Source organism: Arthrobacter sulfonylureivorans (assembly GCF_047607445.1).
Classification (GTDB): Bacteria; Actinomycetota; Actinomycetes; order Actinomycetales; family Micrococcaceae; genus Crystallibacter; species Crystallibacter sulfonylureivorans_A.
Genome location: NZ_JBLKRT010000022.1, coordinates 43,996 through 59,375 on the forward strand (window position 1 = coordinate 43,996; position 15,380 = coordinate 59,375).

At 66.2% G+C, this 15,380-nt stretch carries 14 protein-coding genes and 1 tRNA gene; 12 read left to right on the forward strand and 3 right to left on the reverse strand.

Annotated elements, in window-relative coordinates:
• Positions 1-183 precede the first annotated feature (183 nt).
• The 12 genes from ACMX2H_RS11820 (at position 184) to ACMX2H_RS11875 (ending at position 12,227) form a co-directional block, all read left to right on the forward strand.
• Positions 184-1,026: a DedA family protein gene (locus tag ACMX2H_RS11820; protein WP_414960684.1), complete on the forward strand. Its 843-nt coding sequence runs from the start codon at positions 184-186 to the stop codon at positions 1,024-1,026.
• Between the two features lie 99 nt (positions 1,027-1,125).
• Positions 1,126-2,232: an adenosine deaminase gene (locus ACMX2H_RS11825; RefSeq protein ID WP_414960712.1), complete on the forward strand. Its 1,107-nt coding sequence runs from the start codon at positions 1,126-1,128 to the stop codon at positions 2,230-2,232.
• A 7-nt stretch (positions 2,233-2,239) separates the two neighbouring features.
• Positions 2,240-3,223, forward strand: coding sequence for a MazG nucleotide pyrophosphohydrolase domain-containing protein (locus ACMX2H_RS11830; RefSeq protein WP_414960685.1), 984 nt, complete (start codon positions 2,240-2,242; stop codon positions 3,221-3,223).
• Between the two features lie 90 nt (positions 3,224-3,313).
• Positions 3,314-4,594, forward strand: coding sequence for a phosphopyruvate hydratase (gene eno, locus ACMX2H_RS11835; protein WP_414960686.1), 1,281 nt, complete (start codon positions 3,314-3,316; stop codon positions 4,592-4,594).
• 86 nt (positions 4,595-4,680) lie between these two features.
• On the forward strand, positions 4,681-5,445 hold the full coding sequence (locus tag ACMX2H_RS11840; protein ID WP_414960687.1) for an FtsB family cell division protein: 765 nt from the start codon (positions 4,681-4,683) through the stop codon (positions 5,443-5,445).
• A 74-nt stretch (positions 5,446-5,519) separates the two neighbouring features.
• Positions 5,520-6,218, forward strand: a complete 699-nt coding sequence (locus ACMX2H_RS11845; RefSeq protein WP_414960688.1) for a DUF501 domain-containing protein — start codon at positions 5,520-5,522, stop codon at positions 6,216-6,218.
• The gene (locus tag ACMX2H_RS11850; RefSeq protein ID WP_414960689.1) at positions 6,218-7,186 is read left to right on the forward strand and encodes a Ppx/GppA phosphatase family protein; all 969 of its coding nucleotides are present in this window, start codon (positions 6,218-6,220) and stop codon (positions 7,184-7,186) included. Before ACMX2H_RS11845 ends, ACMX2H_RS11850 begins: the two co-directional genes overlap by 1 nt.
• A 27-nt stretch (positions 7,187-7,213) precedes the next feature.
• Positions 7,214-8,635 (forward strand): S8 family serine peptidase, encoded by a 1,422-nt coding sequence (locus ACMX2H_RS11855; protein ID WP_414960690.1) that lies wholly within the window; start codon positions 7,214-7,216, stop codon positions 8,633-8,635.
• A gap of 57 nt (positions 8,636-8,692) precedes the next feature.
• Positions 8,693-10,141, forward strand: coding sequence for an NAD(P)/FAD-dependent oxidoreductase (locus ACMX2H_RS11860; RefSeq protein ID WP_414960691.1), 1,449 nt, complete (start codon positions 8,693-8,695; stop codon positions 10,139-10,141).
• A gap of 100 nt (positions 10,142-10,241) precedes the next feature.
• Complete coding sequence (locus ACMX2H_RS11865; protein ID WP_414960692.1) at positions 10,242-10,625, forward strand: GNAT family N-acetyltransferase; 384 nt, start codon at positions 10,242-10,244, stop codon at positions 10,623-10,625.
• Positions 10,616-10,688 (forward strand) — tRNA-Leu (locus ACMX2H_RS11870). Before ACMX2H_RS11865 ends, ACMX2H_RS11870 begins: the two co-directional genes overlap by 10 nt.
• Before the next feature lie 144 nt (positions 10,689-10,832).
• Positions 10,833-12,227, forward strand: a complete 1,395-nt coding sequence (locus ACMX2H_RS11875) for an ABC transporter substrate-binding protein (protein WP_414960693.1) — start codon at positions 10,833-10,835, stop codon at positions 12,225-12,227.
• A 333-nt stretch (positions 12,228-12,560) separates the two neighbouring features.
• Here ACMX2H_RS11875 and ACMX2H_RS11880 read toward each other — a convergent pair whose 3' ends face one another.
• From ACMX2H_RS11880 to ACMX2H_RS11890, 3 genes are read right to left on the reverse strand one after another with little or no spacing between them, the layout of a single operon-like run.
• Positions 12,561-13,331: an ABC transporter ATP-binding protein gene (locus ACMX2H_RS11880; RefSeq protein WP_414960694.1), complete on the reverse strand. Its 771-nt coding sequence runs from the start codon at positions 13,329-13,331 to the stop codon at positions 12,561-12,563.
• Positions 13,328-14,398, reverse strand: coding sequence for an ABC transporter ATP-binding protein (locus ACMX2H_RS11885; RefSeq protein ID WP_414960695.1), 1,071 nt, complete (start codon positions 14,396-14,398; stop codon positions 13,328-13,330). The genes ACMX2H_RS11880 and ACMX2H_RS11885 overlap by 4 nt, the downstream gene beginning before the upstream one ends.
• Positions 14,395-15,375 (reverse strand): branched-chain amino acid ABC transporter permease, encoded by a 981-nt coding sequence (locus tag ACMX2H_RS11890; protein ID WP_414960696.1) that lies wholly within the window; start codon positions 15,373-15,375, stop codon positions 14,395-14,397. Before ACMX2H_RS11890 ends, ACMX2H_RS11885 begins: the two co-directional genes overlap by 4 nt.
• Positions 15,376-15,380 lie beyond the last annotated feature (5 nt).

Genomic DNA, 15,380 nt, shown 5'->3' on the forward strand with positions numbered 1-15,380 from the left:
TCTTCCCGGCCTTACCGCACCCGGCTACGATGATGTGTGCGGCCGGAGCCAGGGGGAGGGCTCCGGCGCACTGCAGGGTCTGCGGCATCGATCGTTGGGGGCCCGGTCAGGGATTTACCCGATAGCGGCACCAAATGCGGCATGGCATCGTTGGACTAGACATCCAGCGGACAGGAACACCTCGTGCAGACTTTTATGGACGCGCTCAGCGTCTTCATCATCGACGCGGCAGCACAATGGTGGATCTACCCACTGCTCTTGGCGCTCTGCCTGATCGACGGCATCTTTCCACCGGTGCCCAGCGAATCGGTCGTCGTCGCCCTGGCCGCCATCGCCATCTCGGCCGGAGCGCCCAATATCTGGCTGATCGTTGCCGTGGCGGCTGCGGGCGCCATCGCCGGCGACAACATCGCCTATTTAATCGGCCGCAGCATCGGAGCGGACCGCTTCCGCTGGATGCAGCGCCCACGCGTTGCCGCCGCCTTCGCCTGGGCCCGCCGGGAACTGGACCGGCGCGGCGCCCTGCTGATCTTGGGCGCCCGCTACATCCCCGTGGGCCGGGTAGCGGTCAACATGACGGCCGGGGCCACTGGATACCACCACCGGAAGTTTGTCCTTTTCTCCGTGGCGGCCGGCATCTCCTGGGCTTTGTACTCGGTGGGCATCGGCGCGCTGGCGGGTCAGTGGTTCCATGACCACACGCTGCTGGCCGCGGGCCTGGCCATCGTGCTGGCACTGTCGCTGGGCCTGGTGCTGGACCATGCAATGAAACTGGTCGGCCGCCGCCACGCCGCGCGGCTGCGTGCGTCAGCCCAGGCCGCGCACAGCCCTGCCGGGCGGGCCGAATCAGGACAGCGGGCCACCGAAGACGACGGCGCGACGTCGGCCGCCGGGGCCCCAGTCCAGGCGTGGCGGCATCCCGGCGACCAACCGCCGGAATCCGGTTCGCGCACGGTGCGCTTTGAGCCGTACGTCCATGCCAGCGTGCCCTCGCGCAATCGTTCCACGGCCGCTCTGGACGATTGAACCGGCGCGCTGCAGCCGTGCCGGTTCAGGCAGGCCACGGGCTCGCGTAAGGTGGTGCGTGTGACTGAGCCTGATTACTCCGAAGACACCGCAGCCGACATGGACATCGACATCCGCAGCCTGCCGAAGGTATCACTGCACGACCACCTGGACGGCGGTTTGCGTCCGGCCACGATCATCGAACTGGCAGCGGCCGTGGGCCACGAACTGCCCTCCACCGATCCGGTGGCGCTGGGCGAGTGGTTCCGCGAGTCGGCAGACTCCGGTTCGCTGGTCCGCTACCTGGAAACCTTCGATCACACGGTTGCCGTCATGCAGACCAAAGAAGGCCTGTTCCGGGTGGCACAGGAATTTGTCGAAGATCTGGCCGACGACGGCGTCGTGTACGGAGAGGTCCGCTGGGCGCCGGAGCAGCACTTGGCCAAGGGCCTGACCTTGGACGAAGCGGTGGAAGCCGTCCAAGCGGGGCTGGAAGCGGGCGTGGACGCGGTCGAGGCCAGCGGGCGGCCCATCCAGGTGGGACAGCTGATCACCGCAATGCGGCACGCCGACCGTTCACAGGAGATCGCCGAACTCGCCATCCGCCACCGCGACCGCGGCGCCGTCGGCTTCGACATCGCCGGCGCCGAAGACGGCTTCCCGGCCTCGCGCTTCAAGGACGCCTTCACGTACTTGGCCGAACACCAGTTCCCGGTTACCGTCCACGCGGGCGAGGCGGCCGGAGTGGACAGCATCGCGGATGCACTGGTCAGCGGCCGTGCGCTGCGGCTGGGCCACGGCGTGCGGATCGCCGAGGACATCACGGTGGACTTCGGCCCGGACGAGGAGGACGGCGAAGAGGTCGGCATGGTCACCCTGGGCCGGGTCGCCAGCTGGGTCCGCGACCGCGGCATTCCGCTGGAGTGCAGCCCATCGTCCAACCTCCAGACCGGAGCCATCGCCGTTTTCGGCGAAGGCATCGAAGCCCATCCCTTCGACCTGCTGTACCAGACCGGGTTCAAGGTCACGATCAACACGGACAACCGGCTGATGAGCGGGGTTACGCTCTCGGACGAGTACGAGTTGCTCGTGGAAACCTTCGATTACGACCTGGACGACCTGCTGGAGATCACGCTCAACGCCGCGGAAGCCGCCTTCCTGCCGCTGGAAGAGCGCGAGGCGCTGGTCGAGTACATCGCCGAGGGCTTCCGCAGCCAACTGGACTGACGGGACCATGCCCGACTCCGTTCCACCATCACCCGGACGGCGCCGGGACAGCACGACGGCGGAGCCCGGCCCTGGCTGGGCGGTTCCGCGGCTGCTCCAGGTGGTCGCGCAACTGCGCGACCACTGCTTGTGGACGGCCGCGCTGACGCATGAATCGCTGATCGAGTACCTGGTCGAGGAAGCGCACGAGTTGGCCGAGGCAATCGAAACGGGCCACACCGGCCCGGCCGACGTGGCCGAACTCAGGGGCGAACTGGCCGACGTGCTGTTCCAGGTGCTGCTGCATGCCCGGTTGCAGGAAGAACGCGGGCATTTTAATTTCGACGCCGTGGCTGCCGCACTGACTGCCAAACTCATCCGGCGGAACCGCCACGTTTTCCGGCCGGACGGGTCCCTGCAGGAGACGTTCCCGGACACCATCGCCAAGATCGTGGCCAGCTATGACGCGGTGAAGGCCGCAGAGAAACCGGAGCGCAGCACGCCGTTCGACGGCGTTCCGATGTCGCTGCCGGCACTGACCCTGGCGGCAAAATCCCTGGACCGGGCACGTCGGGCCCCGGTCGTCGACCAAGGCGCGCAGCGCCGTCCCCCGGTCGTCGACCAAGGCGCGCAGAACGGCAACCCGGTCGTCGACCAAGGCGCGCAGCGCCGCCCCCCGTTCGTCGACCAAGGCGCGCAGCGCCGTCCCTCGGTCGTCGACCAAGGCGCGCAGAACGGCAACCCGGTCGTCGACCAAGGCGCGCAGCGCCGCGTGGAGACGCATCCGGAGCGCGGCAACGCCGACCCTGCCGCGAACGGACCGCATCTGCCAGAGGATCTCCGGGCGGCCTTTGAGGGCCTTGGCCGATCACCGGGAGAAGCTGAGGTCGGCGAGGCGCTGTTCGCCGTCGTCCGCCGCGCTGCGGAGGCAGGCGTGGACCCGGAGCAGGCCCTCCGGGCCGCCGTCCGGCGATTCCAGCAGCGCGTAACGGAAGAAAACTCCACGGGCTGATCTCGATTAGTCTTAAGCCGGACCTTGCGGCCGGCTGTTGCCTTGCCTGCAGACATTCCATCTTTCGTTCCAACGAACAGGAGCTACTCCATGGCGCTGATCGATGCCATCCACGCGCGTGAAATTCTTGATTCCCGCGGCAACCCCACCGTTGAAGTTGAGGTGCTGCTGTCCGACGGCTCGATGGGCCGCGCCGCGGTGCCGTCCGGCGCCTCCACCGGTGCTTTCGAGGCCGTCGAACGCCGCGATGGCGAGAAGGGCCGCTACCTGGGCAAGGGCGTCAGCCAGGCCGTGGCCGCCGTGCTGGACACCATCCAGCCGGCACTGGTGGGCCTCGACGCCACCGACCAGCGGCTGATCGACCAGACCATGCTGGACCTGGACGGCACGTCCAACAAATCCGATCTGGGCGCCAACTCCATCCTGGGTGTCTCGCTGGCCGTGGCGTCGGCTGCCGCCGAGTCCGCCAACCTTCCGTTGTACAAGTACCTGGGCGGACCGAACGCGCACGTGCTGCCGGTGCCGCTGATGAACATCCTCAACGGCGGTTCGCACGCCGACTCCGACGTCGACATCCAGGAGTTCATGGTGGTGCCGCTGGGCGCCGCAACGTTCTCCGAGGGGCTGCGCTGGGGCGTGGAGGTCTACCACAGCCTGAAGGCCGTGCTGAAGGAGAAGGGCCTCTCCACCGGGCTGGGCGACGAGGGTGGATTCGCTCCGAACCTGCCCAGCAACCGTGCCGCACTGGACCTGATCACCGAGGCGATCACCCGCGCCGGCTACACGCCGGGCAAGGACATTGCCCTGGCCCTGGACGTGGCGTCCTCCGAGTTCTACCAGGACGGCGCCTACCAGTTCGAAGGCAAGGCCCTGACGGCAGCGGAGATGAGCGCCTACTACGGTCAGCTGGTGGCTGACTTCCCGCTGGTGTCCATCGAGGACCCGCTCGACGAATCCGACTGGGACGGCTGGGCAACCTTGACGGCCGAGCTCGGCGACAAGGTGCAGCTGGTGGGCGACGACCTGTTCGTCACCAACCCGGAACGCCTGCAGCAGGGCATCGACGCCAAGACCGCCAACTCGCTGCTGGTCAAGGTCAACCAGATCGGGTCGCTGACCGAAACCCTGGAAGCCGTGGCCCTGGCCCAGCGCAATGGCTACACCACCATCACCTCGCACCGCTCCGGTGAAACCGAGGACACCACCATCGCCGACATTGCCGTGGCCACCAACGCCGGCCAGATCAAGACCGGTGCACCCGCCCGTTCGGAGCGGGTGGCGAAGTACAACCAGCTGCTGCGGATTGAGGAAGAGCTCGACGACGCGGCACGCTACGCCGGTCGCAGCGCTTTTCCGCGTTTCACGGCATAGTTCGGCCCAACCCTCGGTAATGTCTTAAGCGGGGGACCGGCCGTCAGCCGACGCCGGCCCCCGCACGACAACGGTGAGGAGCCTCCATGTCCACCCGACGCCCCAACATGCCGCGGGCTGGCCGTCCGGCCGGCAGCGGGCCTGCGCAGGGCGGCGGACAGGGGACCGGAACGGATACCGGCCGCAGGGAACCAGAGACCGGAAAAGTCATCAGGGCCGACTTCGGCCGGACGTCTGCTGCGCCGGTGGACCGGGCATCGGTGGACCGGGCTCCCGCTGGCTCCCCGAGCACCCCGGAGGCAGGCCACCGCCGGAGACCGAAGCCGAAGCCGGCGCCCTCGGAAGCCCGCGCCGCCGAACGCCGGCAGCTGTCCGGGGGAATCAGGCAGCCGGTAGAACCGGCTGTGCGCCGGGAACCCCGGGAACCTGCCCGGGAAGCGCCTGCCGATGCCGTCCCGGTCCCGGCCAAAGCCTTCTCCGGCCGACTTCTGGCGCTGGCGGTGGTCCTGGTCTCGATCACGGTGCTGCTGGCACCGTCGGTGCGGGTTTTCATCGAGCAGCGCGCGGAACTGGCGGCCCTGCAGGCCGACATCGCAGCCAAGAAGGACTCCAACGAGCAGTTGACGAAGGAGCTGGCCCGCTGGGATGACCCCGCCTACATCAAACAGCAGGCACGGGATCGCATATTCTATGTAATGCCGGGGGAGAAGCGGTACATGGTCACCGGCGCGGAAGGACTGGGTGAATCGGACGAACACGCCTCCGCGACGGCTCCCGAGGATTTGCCGTGGGTCGACGCACTGTGGAATTCGATGACCCGGGCCGCCACCGACGCGCCCGCCGCCGACTAACATCCCGCCAGCCACCGCTGCCGGATCACACGGCATGCTGCCAGACCAACCGCAGCGCCAGGAAGGACTGAGCCATGAACACCGCTCAGCGCACACCCACCCCCGAAGACCTCGACACGCTGAGCCGCCAGCTCGGCAGGCCGGTACGGGACGTGGTGGAAATCGGCGCACGATGCGTCTGCGGAAACCCGCTCGTCGCCACGACCGCACCGCGGTTGGGCAACGGCATCCCGTTCCCCACCACCTACTACCTGACCCACCCGGTCATTACCGCCGCGGTGTCCCGCCTGGAAGCGGCCGGGGTGATGACGGAAATGACCGAGCGGCTGGAGAACGATGCTGAACTGGCCGCCGCGTACCGTCGCGCCCACGAGCAATACCTGGCCGCACGCGATGAGGTGGGCCACCGGGCCGGTATTGGGGACGTGCCGGAGATTGCTGGCGTGTCGGCCGGCGGCATGCCCACCCGGGTCAAGTGCCTGCACGTCCTGGTGGGCCATTCGCTGGCCGCGGGGCCGGGCGTGAATCCGCTGGGCGACGAGGCGCTTGAGGGCATCGCGGAATGGTGGACGGCCGACCGCTGCTATTGCGCCGGCGCCTGGGACGTTGCAGGTGCCGCGCCCGCCCGCGATCTGAGCCGGCATACCAAGACGCAGGGCCTGTCCGCCGACGAGCTGGCAGCCAAGAAGGCCCGGCGTTCCGTCAGCAAGGAATCCTCCGACGGCGACGACGCCGGAGCTCCGCAGACGCCAGCCGGTGGAGTGGTGTCCTAGTGGCACGGGTCGGAGCCATCGATTGCGGCACCAACTCGATCCGCCTGTTGATCGCCGACGTAGAGGACGGCGGGCTCAGCGACGTGGTCCGGGAGATGAAGGTCGTGCGGCTGGGGCAAGGCGTCGACGCCACCGGGGCGCTGGCTCCCGAAGCGCTGGACCGAACGTTCGCGGCGGCGGAAGAATACGCAGAGCAACTGCGCAGCCAGGGCGTCGAAAGCCTGCGTTTCGTTGCCACCTCCGCCACCCGCGATGCTGCAAACCGGCAGGTGTTTGTCGACGGCATCCGGGACCGCCTCGGTGTGGAACCTGAGGTGATCAGCGGCCGCGAGGAAGCCGAGCTGTCCTTCGCCGGCGCCTCCAGCGTGCTGGCTCCGGCGCCGGGCGAAAAGGTCCTGGTGGTCGACCTCGGCGGCGGCAGCACGGAGTTTGTGCTGGGCACCGCCGACGGGGTGCTGGCCGCGCTCAGCACCGACATGGGCTGCGTCCGTTTCACCGAGCGGCACCTGCGCTCAGACCCGCCCACCGCTGCGGAGATTGCCGAGGCCGTGGCCGACGCCGAACAGCATCTGGCTCGCGTGCTGGACGAGGTGCCGCTGGCGGAGGTGGACCGGCTCGTAGGGGTCGCCGGATCCGTCACCACCGTCACTGCGCACGCCCTGCAGTTGGACCAGTACCGTTCCGAAGCGATCCACGGGGCTCGCCTGGAAGGGGACCGGCTGGATGCGGCCTGCACCTCCTTGCTGGAGATGACGCGGCAGCAGCGTGCCGCGCTACCGTACATGCACCCCGGGCGGGTGGACGTCATTGGCGCCGGAGCACTGATTTGGCGGACCGTGGCACGGCGGCTCACGGCATTGACCGCTGGTCGGGTGGACGGCGCAACAGCCAGCGAACACGATATTCTTGATGGAATCGCCCTGAGTGCCGCCACCCGGCTGCCCACCCAGCGGGCCCCAGGAACCTAGACAGCTGTGCCAACCGAAGGGACATCTATGCGCCACCGCGAAAGTGAACGGCCAAGCAGGCGCTGGTCCGCCGCGACGGCCCTTTCGCTGGGGTCGGCGATTGCAGTGCTCGCCTCGCTGGTGCTGGCAGGACCGGCCCAGGCTGACTCCACCCGGGACAAGCAATACTGGCTGGACTCCTACGGAGTACGGGCCGCATGGGAGGACTCGCAGGGCGAAGGCGTGAAAGTCGCCGTCATCGACAGCGGCGTCGATGGCACCCATCCGGATCTTAAAGGGGCCATGGCAGGCGGCACGGACGTCTCCGGATCGGGCGATCCCGACGGCCAGCGCGGGATCGGACAAACGCCCGAGCACGGCACCCTGGTGGCGACCCTGCTGGCCGGACGCGGACATGCCCCGGACAAAGACAACAAGGATGACAAGAAGGACAAAGAGCCTGATCCCAAGGACAAGGGAATCGGTGCCGGCACCGACGGCGTGATCGGGGTGGCGCCCAAGGCACAGATCCTGACCGCCTCAACCTGGCTCGGGACGCCGAACCCTTCCGGCGTCGGTGTTGACGAGCAGATCCCCGCGGCCGTCCGCTGGGCAGTAGACAACGGCGCCAAGGTCATCAACATGTCGCTGACCAGTTCCAGCACCTCCTGGCCGGAGAGTTGGGACGCCGCATTCCTCTATGCCGAACAGCATGACGTGGTTGTGGTTGCCGCCGCCGGAAACCGCGCCGGAGGGACCGAGCAGTCGGGTGCTCCCGCCACCATTCCGGGAGTCCTGACCGTGGCAGGACTTAACCGCGACGGCGAAGCCAGCCAGGAGGCCTCGGCCCAGAGCATCGTCATTGGCGTTGCGGCGCCGGCCGAGGACCTGGTGGGCGGGCTGCCCGGCGGGCTCTATGCAGACTGGTCCGGAACGTCCGGTGCCACCCCGCTGGTCTCCGGCGTGGCCGCACTGATCCGCTCCAAATACCCGGACATGAGTGCCGCCCAGGTCATCAACCGCATTATCAGCACAGCCAAGGACTCTGGCGTTGCCGGGCATGACCCGATCTACGGTTACGGCCTGTTGGACGCTGAAGCGGCATTGAACGCCGAAGTCCCAGAGGTATCAGCCAACCCGCTGGGTTCGATTGCCCAATGGATCACCGTGCACCGTCGTGGCGAGGTAGCGGCGCCGGAATCGCAGTCTCCCGTGCAGTCCAAGGCCCAGGCCCCGGAGATTCCGGAACCGACCACGCCGGTGGCAGTTCCTCCCCGCACCGAAAACTCGGTATTGCCGGCCATCCTCGTTTTCTCGTTCGGTGCGCTGATCGCCGGTGTCCTGGTGCTGGGCGCTGTGCAGACAGTCCGGGCGCGCCGGGCTGCACGCGGAGCCCAAGCCGTCGAAGAAGCGGATACCGACTTTATTCCGCCGATCCGTGACGGCCAGCAGAAGCCGACCAAGCGCTGATAATGTGGCTCCGGCCACTTCGTGAAAACTTTCACAAAAGCCGCTACACTGGAGGGCATGGCAAACACTGAAGCTCTGTCCGATCGCCCGCGCGTCCTTGTGGTCGGCGGCGGCTACGTTGGTCTCTACGTTGCGCTGAAGCTCCAGAAAAAGGTGAAGCAGCACGGCGGCATCGTCACGTTGGTGGATCCGCTGCCCTACATGACTTACCAGCCGTTCCTGCCCGAAGTGGCTTCCGGCAGTATTGAAGCACGGCATGCCGTGGTCAACCACCGCCAGCATCTGCAGGACACCGAACTCATCACCGGCCGGGTCACCTCCATCGACCATGCCGCCAAGAAGGCCGTGGTTACCCCCGCAGCGGGCGAGGCCTTCGAACTGGACTACCGCGACGTCGTCGTTGCCGCCGGCGCCGTGACCCGCACCTTCCCGATCCCGGGGCTGGCCGAAGCCGGCATTGGCCTGAAGACCATCGAAGAAGCCGTGGAACTGCGCAACAAGGTGCTGGAGCGGATCGAGACCGCCTCCCAGCTGCCGGCAGGGGCGGAACGGACCCGCGCCCTGACGTTTGTTGGCGTAGGCGGCGGCTTCGCCGGCATCGAGGCCATGACCGAAATCGAGGATCTGGCCCGCTCTGCCGTCAGGAAGAACGCCCGGCTGCGCCAGGAAGACCTGCGTTTCGTGCTGGTTGAGGCGATGGGCCGGATCATGCCCGAGGTCACCGAAGAGCAGGCCAAGTGGGTCGTCGAGCACATGCGCTCCCGCGGCATCGAGGTCATGCTCAACACCTCCCTGGCCAAGGCAGAGGGCGGCGTGCTGGAACTGATCAACATGCCGGACAAGACTCCGGCCGAAACTTTCGAGGCCGATACCCTGCTGTGGACCGCCGGAGTGCAGGCGAATCCGGTGGCTCGCAGCTTCGGCTTCCCGCAGGATGAACGCGGCCGGATCAAGGCCGACGCCACCCTCCGGATTGTCGACGAGAACGGCCCGATCGACGGCGCCTGGACCGCCGGCGACGTCGCCGCCGTGCCGGACCTGACCGGAGGCGGAGTGGGCGGTTTCTGCGTGCCGAACGCCCAGCACGCCATCCGCCAGGCCAAGCGGCTCGCCAAGAACATCTACGCGGCCCGCTGGGGTGTGGGCAGCGTCCAGCAGTACAAGCACAAGAACCTGGGTGCTGTTGCCGGCTTCGGCCTCAACAAGGGTGTCGCCAAGATCATGGGCATCAAGCTCAAGGGCTGGCCGGCATGGATGGCCCACCGCGGCTACCACGGACTGGCCATGCCCACCGTGGAGCGCAAGATCCGCGTGATCTCGAACTGGTTCTGGACCATCTTCCTGGGCCGCGATACCACGCGACTGGCCGACCTGCAGACTCCGTACCGCCAGTTCCGCGAGGCCGCGTCCCCGCAGCCGCGCCCGCAGGCCGCCGCAGCCCCCCAGCCCGCAGCAGAGGCCAAGGGCACCGAGTCGGACAAGGAACTCGCTTCCACCGGCCGCTAGCCACAGCAAGACAGCAGGCCCGGCTACCGCACGGCGGTGGCCGGGCCCGCTGTTTTGGGCCTGCTGCTTTTACCGCATGGCCGCGGCATAGAATGTCTTGGTGCTCATCCGGACAGAACAATCAGCGGACCGTCCCGCCGTCCTCAACCTTGTAGCCCGGGCCTTCGCCACCGATGACGGTTCCGAACCCGTTGAATTCCGGCTGCTGGCCGAGTTGTACGCATGCGACGGGTTCCTGCCGGAGTTCTCCCTCGTCGCCGAGGATGCGGGAACCGTCGTCGGCCAGGTCATCAGTACCCGCGGTTGGATTGACGGGGCGCCGGCGCTCGGATTGGGGCCGATCGCGGTGGAACCGGACCGTCAGCGTTCGGGCATCGGCGCTGCCCTGCTGGCCGAAACGCGCCGGCGGGCCGAGGCCGCGGGGGAGAGCGTCACCAGGCTATCCAGTACCCTAGATAGGTGCAGGAACGCCACGCCCCCGTAGTCCAATGGCAGAGACAACCGACTTAAAATCGGTCCAGTGTGGGTTCGAGTCCCACCGGGGGTACCCGAAGTGTGTGATGAGCGTTACAAGGATGTAACCGAAAACGCTTATTTTCAACAACAAATTCGACTAGTTTTCTCTGTAATCAGGAATACCTGGTAATCGCATCAAAGGTTCATAAACCTTTAGATCGAGGGGAAAACATACATGACTGCAACACGTAACGCAGTGCTTTTCGGCACCGGCGGCAACTCCGCGCGGGCGGGGAAGCTGGCCGCGCTCGGATTGGGGATCGCTTTGTTTGCCTCGGCCTGCGGCGGAGGGTCTTCCACGCCGTCGGAGACTGGAGGGGGAGCGTCCTCGGCACCGGCGGCGGCATCGGGCCTGACATGTCCAGGTCCGGGGGAGGACGGGGGACCCACCGGCGGTGCAACAGGAAACCCGGCGGACGTTCCCGATTCCAAGGGATCCACCGATACGCCGCTGAAAATCGGCACGCTGCTGCCGACCACCGGAACTTTGGCCTTCCTCGGCCCGCCGGAAATTGCAGGCGTCAAGCTTGCCGTGGACAAGATCAACGAAGCCGGCGGCGTGCTCGGCAAAGACGTTGAAACTGTTCAACGCGACTCCGGTGACACCACCACGGACATCGCAACCCAGTCCGTGACCGACTTGCTCAGCGAAAAGGTCAACGCGATCGTGGGAGCGGCGTCCTCGGGTGTTTCCTTTACCGTGATCAACCAGATCACCGGCGCGGGTGTCCTGCAGATTTCCCCGGCGAATACCTCACCGGACTTCACCACGTGGGACGACAAGGGCCTGTACTGGCGCACCGCCCCGTCGGATGTGCTGCAGGGACGCACCCTCGGCAACTACATGGTGACCTGCGGTGCCCAGACCCTGGGCATGATCGTACTGAACGACGCGTACGGCACCGGTCTGGCGGACAACGTCAAGGAGGCCTTCGAAGGCTCCGGCGGCCAAGTGGTGGCAACCGAGATGTTCAACGAGGGCGATTCGCAGTTCAGCTCGCAGGTTGACGCCGTGGTCAACGCCAAGCCCGACGCCATCGCGCTGATCACGTTCGACCAGATCAAGTCGATCGCACCGTTGCTGCTGTCCAAGGGCGTCAAGGCCGACCAGCTGTTCCTGGTGGATGGCAACACCTCGGACCTGAGCAAGGAACTTGACCCGGGTGCCATGGCAGGGGCACAGGGCACCATTCCCGGCACCTTCGCCAAGGACGAATTCCAGGCGCAATTGGCGGAAGTCGACGACAAGCTGAATTCCTACTCGTACGCGGGTGAGTCCTACGACGCGGTGAACCTCGTGGCGCTGGCCTCCGAGGCAGCCGGCAGCACCAAGGGCGAGGACATCGCCAAGGAGATGAAGGCTGTGTCTGAAGGCGGTGAGAAGTGCTATGACTTCGCCGGTTGTGTGACGCTGCTGCGTGACGGCCAGGACATCGACTACGACGGCATCTCCGGGCCGATCACCTTCGACGAGAACGGTGACCCGACCGAGGCCTACATCGGCATCTACCAGTACGACGACACCAACGTACCGCAGCCGAAGCTTGAGGAGTTCGGCAAGCTGGAGTAAGCCGGTTCACAGAACCGTGCTGACGCAGAGGGTCCCAGCCATCGGCTGGGGCCTTCTGCCGTTCCGGTGCTGCGCACGCCGCCTCATGGAGCTCCGGAAGCTGTAGTGGGCCGCGCCACTCGGCGCCCTGGCGACGCCCGGAGGGCCGCCTACCGTGAGTCTGGCGACGACACTCTGGCGACGCCCGGGAGGAGCCGCTTAGCGTGGGTCGGGCTAGGACACCCTGGTCGGCCCGTAGGGCCGCCTCCGTGGATCTAGCGCAGGCACCAACGACGGCGGCGCCCGCCCCGTGAAGGGCAGGCGCCGCCGTCGATCTGGCAGAGCTGGAGATGCCTAGGCAGTATCCGCCAACGTGCCCAGATAGAGCTGGATGACCTTCGGATCCTTGAGTAGTTCGCGGCCGGTGCCGGTGTACGCGTCCTTGCCCTGGTCCAGGACGTAGCCGCGGTCGCAGATCTGCAGGCAGCGGCGCGCATTCTGTTCCACCATGATGACCGAGACACCGGCCCGATTGATCTCATGCACCCGCAGGAACGTCTCGTCCTGCTTCACCGGGGAGAGACCGGCCGAGGGCTCGTCCAGGAGCAGTACCGCCGGGTTCATCATCAGGGCCCGGCCCATGGCCACCATCTGGCGTTCGCCGCCGGAGAGCGATCCGGCCCGCTGGGCGCGCCGCTTGGCCAGATCGGGAAAGATTCCGGCCACAAAGTCGAAGCGTTCCTTGAAGTCCTTGGGCCGCTGGAACATGCCCATTTCCATGTTCTCTTCGATGGTCAACGTGGAGAAAACGTTGTTGGTCTGCGGAACAAACCCGATGCCGCGGCTGACCAGCTTGTTGGCTTTCAGCCCCGTCAGGTCCTGGCCGCGGACCACAACCGTGCCGGAGTGCACTTTGACCAAGCCGAACATTGCTTTGAGCAGGGTTGACTTTCCGGCGCCGTTTGGTCCGATAATGCCGATCAATTCACCCTGGCGGGCTTCGATACTGCAGCCGTTGAGAATGTTGACGCCGGGCAGGTAGCCTGCCACCAGGTCCTGCACAACGACCACAGGTTCCCCCGCCGCCACGTTGGTCGGGCTTGTTTCCGCCCGGTGCGCGTTCATGACTGGTCCTTCCTGTTTGGGTCCTGATCGGCTCCGTGGGTCTCATCCCGGCTGGAATCGTGCTCGCTGATGTGGCTGCCGAGGAGTCCCTCGTCATCCGTGCCCACGACCGACTCCGCGTCTTGGGCGAGTTCCTCGGTCAGCGCTTCGACGCCCTCCGCGTCGCCAAGGTCAACGTCGTGGTGGGCGCCCAGATAGGCGTCAATCACGGCGGGATCCTTCATGACGACGCCGGGCGGGCCCTCGGCCACAATCCTGCCTTCGGCCATGACCACCACCCAGTCCGCAATGTGGCGGACCATGTGCATGTCGTGTTCGACGAACAGCACAGTCATGCCCTCCGCCTTGAGGTTCCTGACATGCTCCAGGAGGGACTGGGTCAGGGCCGGGTTCACGCCGGCCATCGGCTCGTCGAGCATGACCAGCTTGGGCCGGACCATCAGGGCGCGGGCCATTTCCAGCAGTTTGCGCTGGCCGCCGGAGAGCGAGGCTGCGTAGTCGTCCCGCTTGGCATCCAGCTTGAATTTCACCAGCAGGTCCTCTGCCTGCTCGGTGATTTCTTTTTCCCTGGGCCCCCAGATCTTCTTGAAGAGGGCCCTGAAGAGGTTCTCGCCGGACTGCTCTGTGGCGCCCAGGCGCATATTTTCGATGACGGTCAGCTTGCCCATGACCTTGGTCAGCTGGAAGGTGCGGACCATGCCCATCCGGGCCACTTTGTAGGACGGCACGCCTGCCAGCGAGTGGCCTTCAAACGACCACTCACCGGTCTGCGGGATATCGAATCCGGTCAGCAGGTTGAACAGCGTGGTCTTGCCGGCTCCGTTCGGTCCGATCAGCGCCGTGATCTGGTGCCTGGGAATCTCCAGATACTCCACGTCCACCGCGTTGACTCCGCCGAATTGGCGCGTGACGTTCTTGGCCACGAGGATGGGGTCGCGCTTGCGGCAGCCGGGACCCGGTTCGTCGGCCGCAATGGGGCGCGTGTCGGTCATGTACTCGTTCGGCACGGGTGCCTGGTCCGGGGCGGCGGTGCCGCCTCCGGTCGGGGTGCGGTCTTCTTCGCTCATGCGAATACCAGCTCTTTCTTATTGCCCAGCACGCCTTGGGGCCTGAAGATCATCAATAACATCAGAGCGACGCCGACCAGGATGTAGCGCAACTGTCCGGCCTGGGTGGTGGTGAGGAAGGTAATGTAGCCCGCCTCGATGGCTCCGTACAGCAGACCCTGGGTCAGCGAGAGCACTACCCAAAAGATCATGGCGCCGACGACGGGGCCGAGAACGGTGGCCATGCCGCCCAGCAGCAAGCACGTCCAGAGGAAGAACGTCAGTTCCGTCTGATAGTTGGCCGGCTGGACCGCGCCGCGGGGCAGCGTAAAGATCATGCCTGCAAAGGTACCCAGCAGGCCGCCGAAAATCAGCGACTGCATTTTGTACGAATAGACGTTCTTGCCCAACGAGCGAACTGCGTTTTCGTCTTCGCGGATGCCCTTCAGGATGCGACCCCAGGGGCTGCGCATCAGCAGGAACACCAGCAGGCAGCAGAGAGCAACCAAGGACCACGCAACCACACGGATCCAGAGGTCCCTCTCGTTCATGCTCATCAGCCCGAAGTTGTAGGTGCCCCGCGGGATCGGATTCATGGCGTAGAACCCGCCCTCGAAGGCGGCCAGGCCATTGGCAGAACCGGTGATGTCGGTCAGCTCGTTGGTGGTCACCACATAGCGGATGATTTCCGCGGCAGCAATGGTGACAATGGCCAGATAATCGGCCCGCAACCGCAGGGTCGGGATGCCCAAGAGCAGCGCGAAGATCACCGATCCGACGACGGCGATCAAGACGCCGACAGCGAACGGGACATCCCACAACAGGGTCGGGATGGCGAATCCGTAAGCGCCAATGGCCATGAAACCGGCCTGGCCGAAGTTCAGCAGCCCGGTAAAGCCGAAGTGGACTGCCAGGCCGAGCGAAGCCAGTGCATAGGCCGCCGTCGTCGGGCTGACAATCTCGCCGAGTGCGTTGGCGAATATATTGAGGAAATCCATGGTGT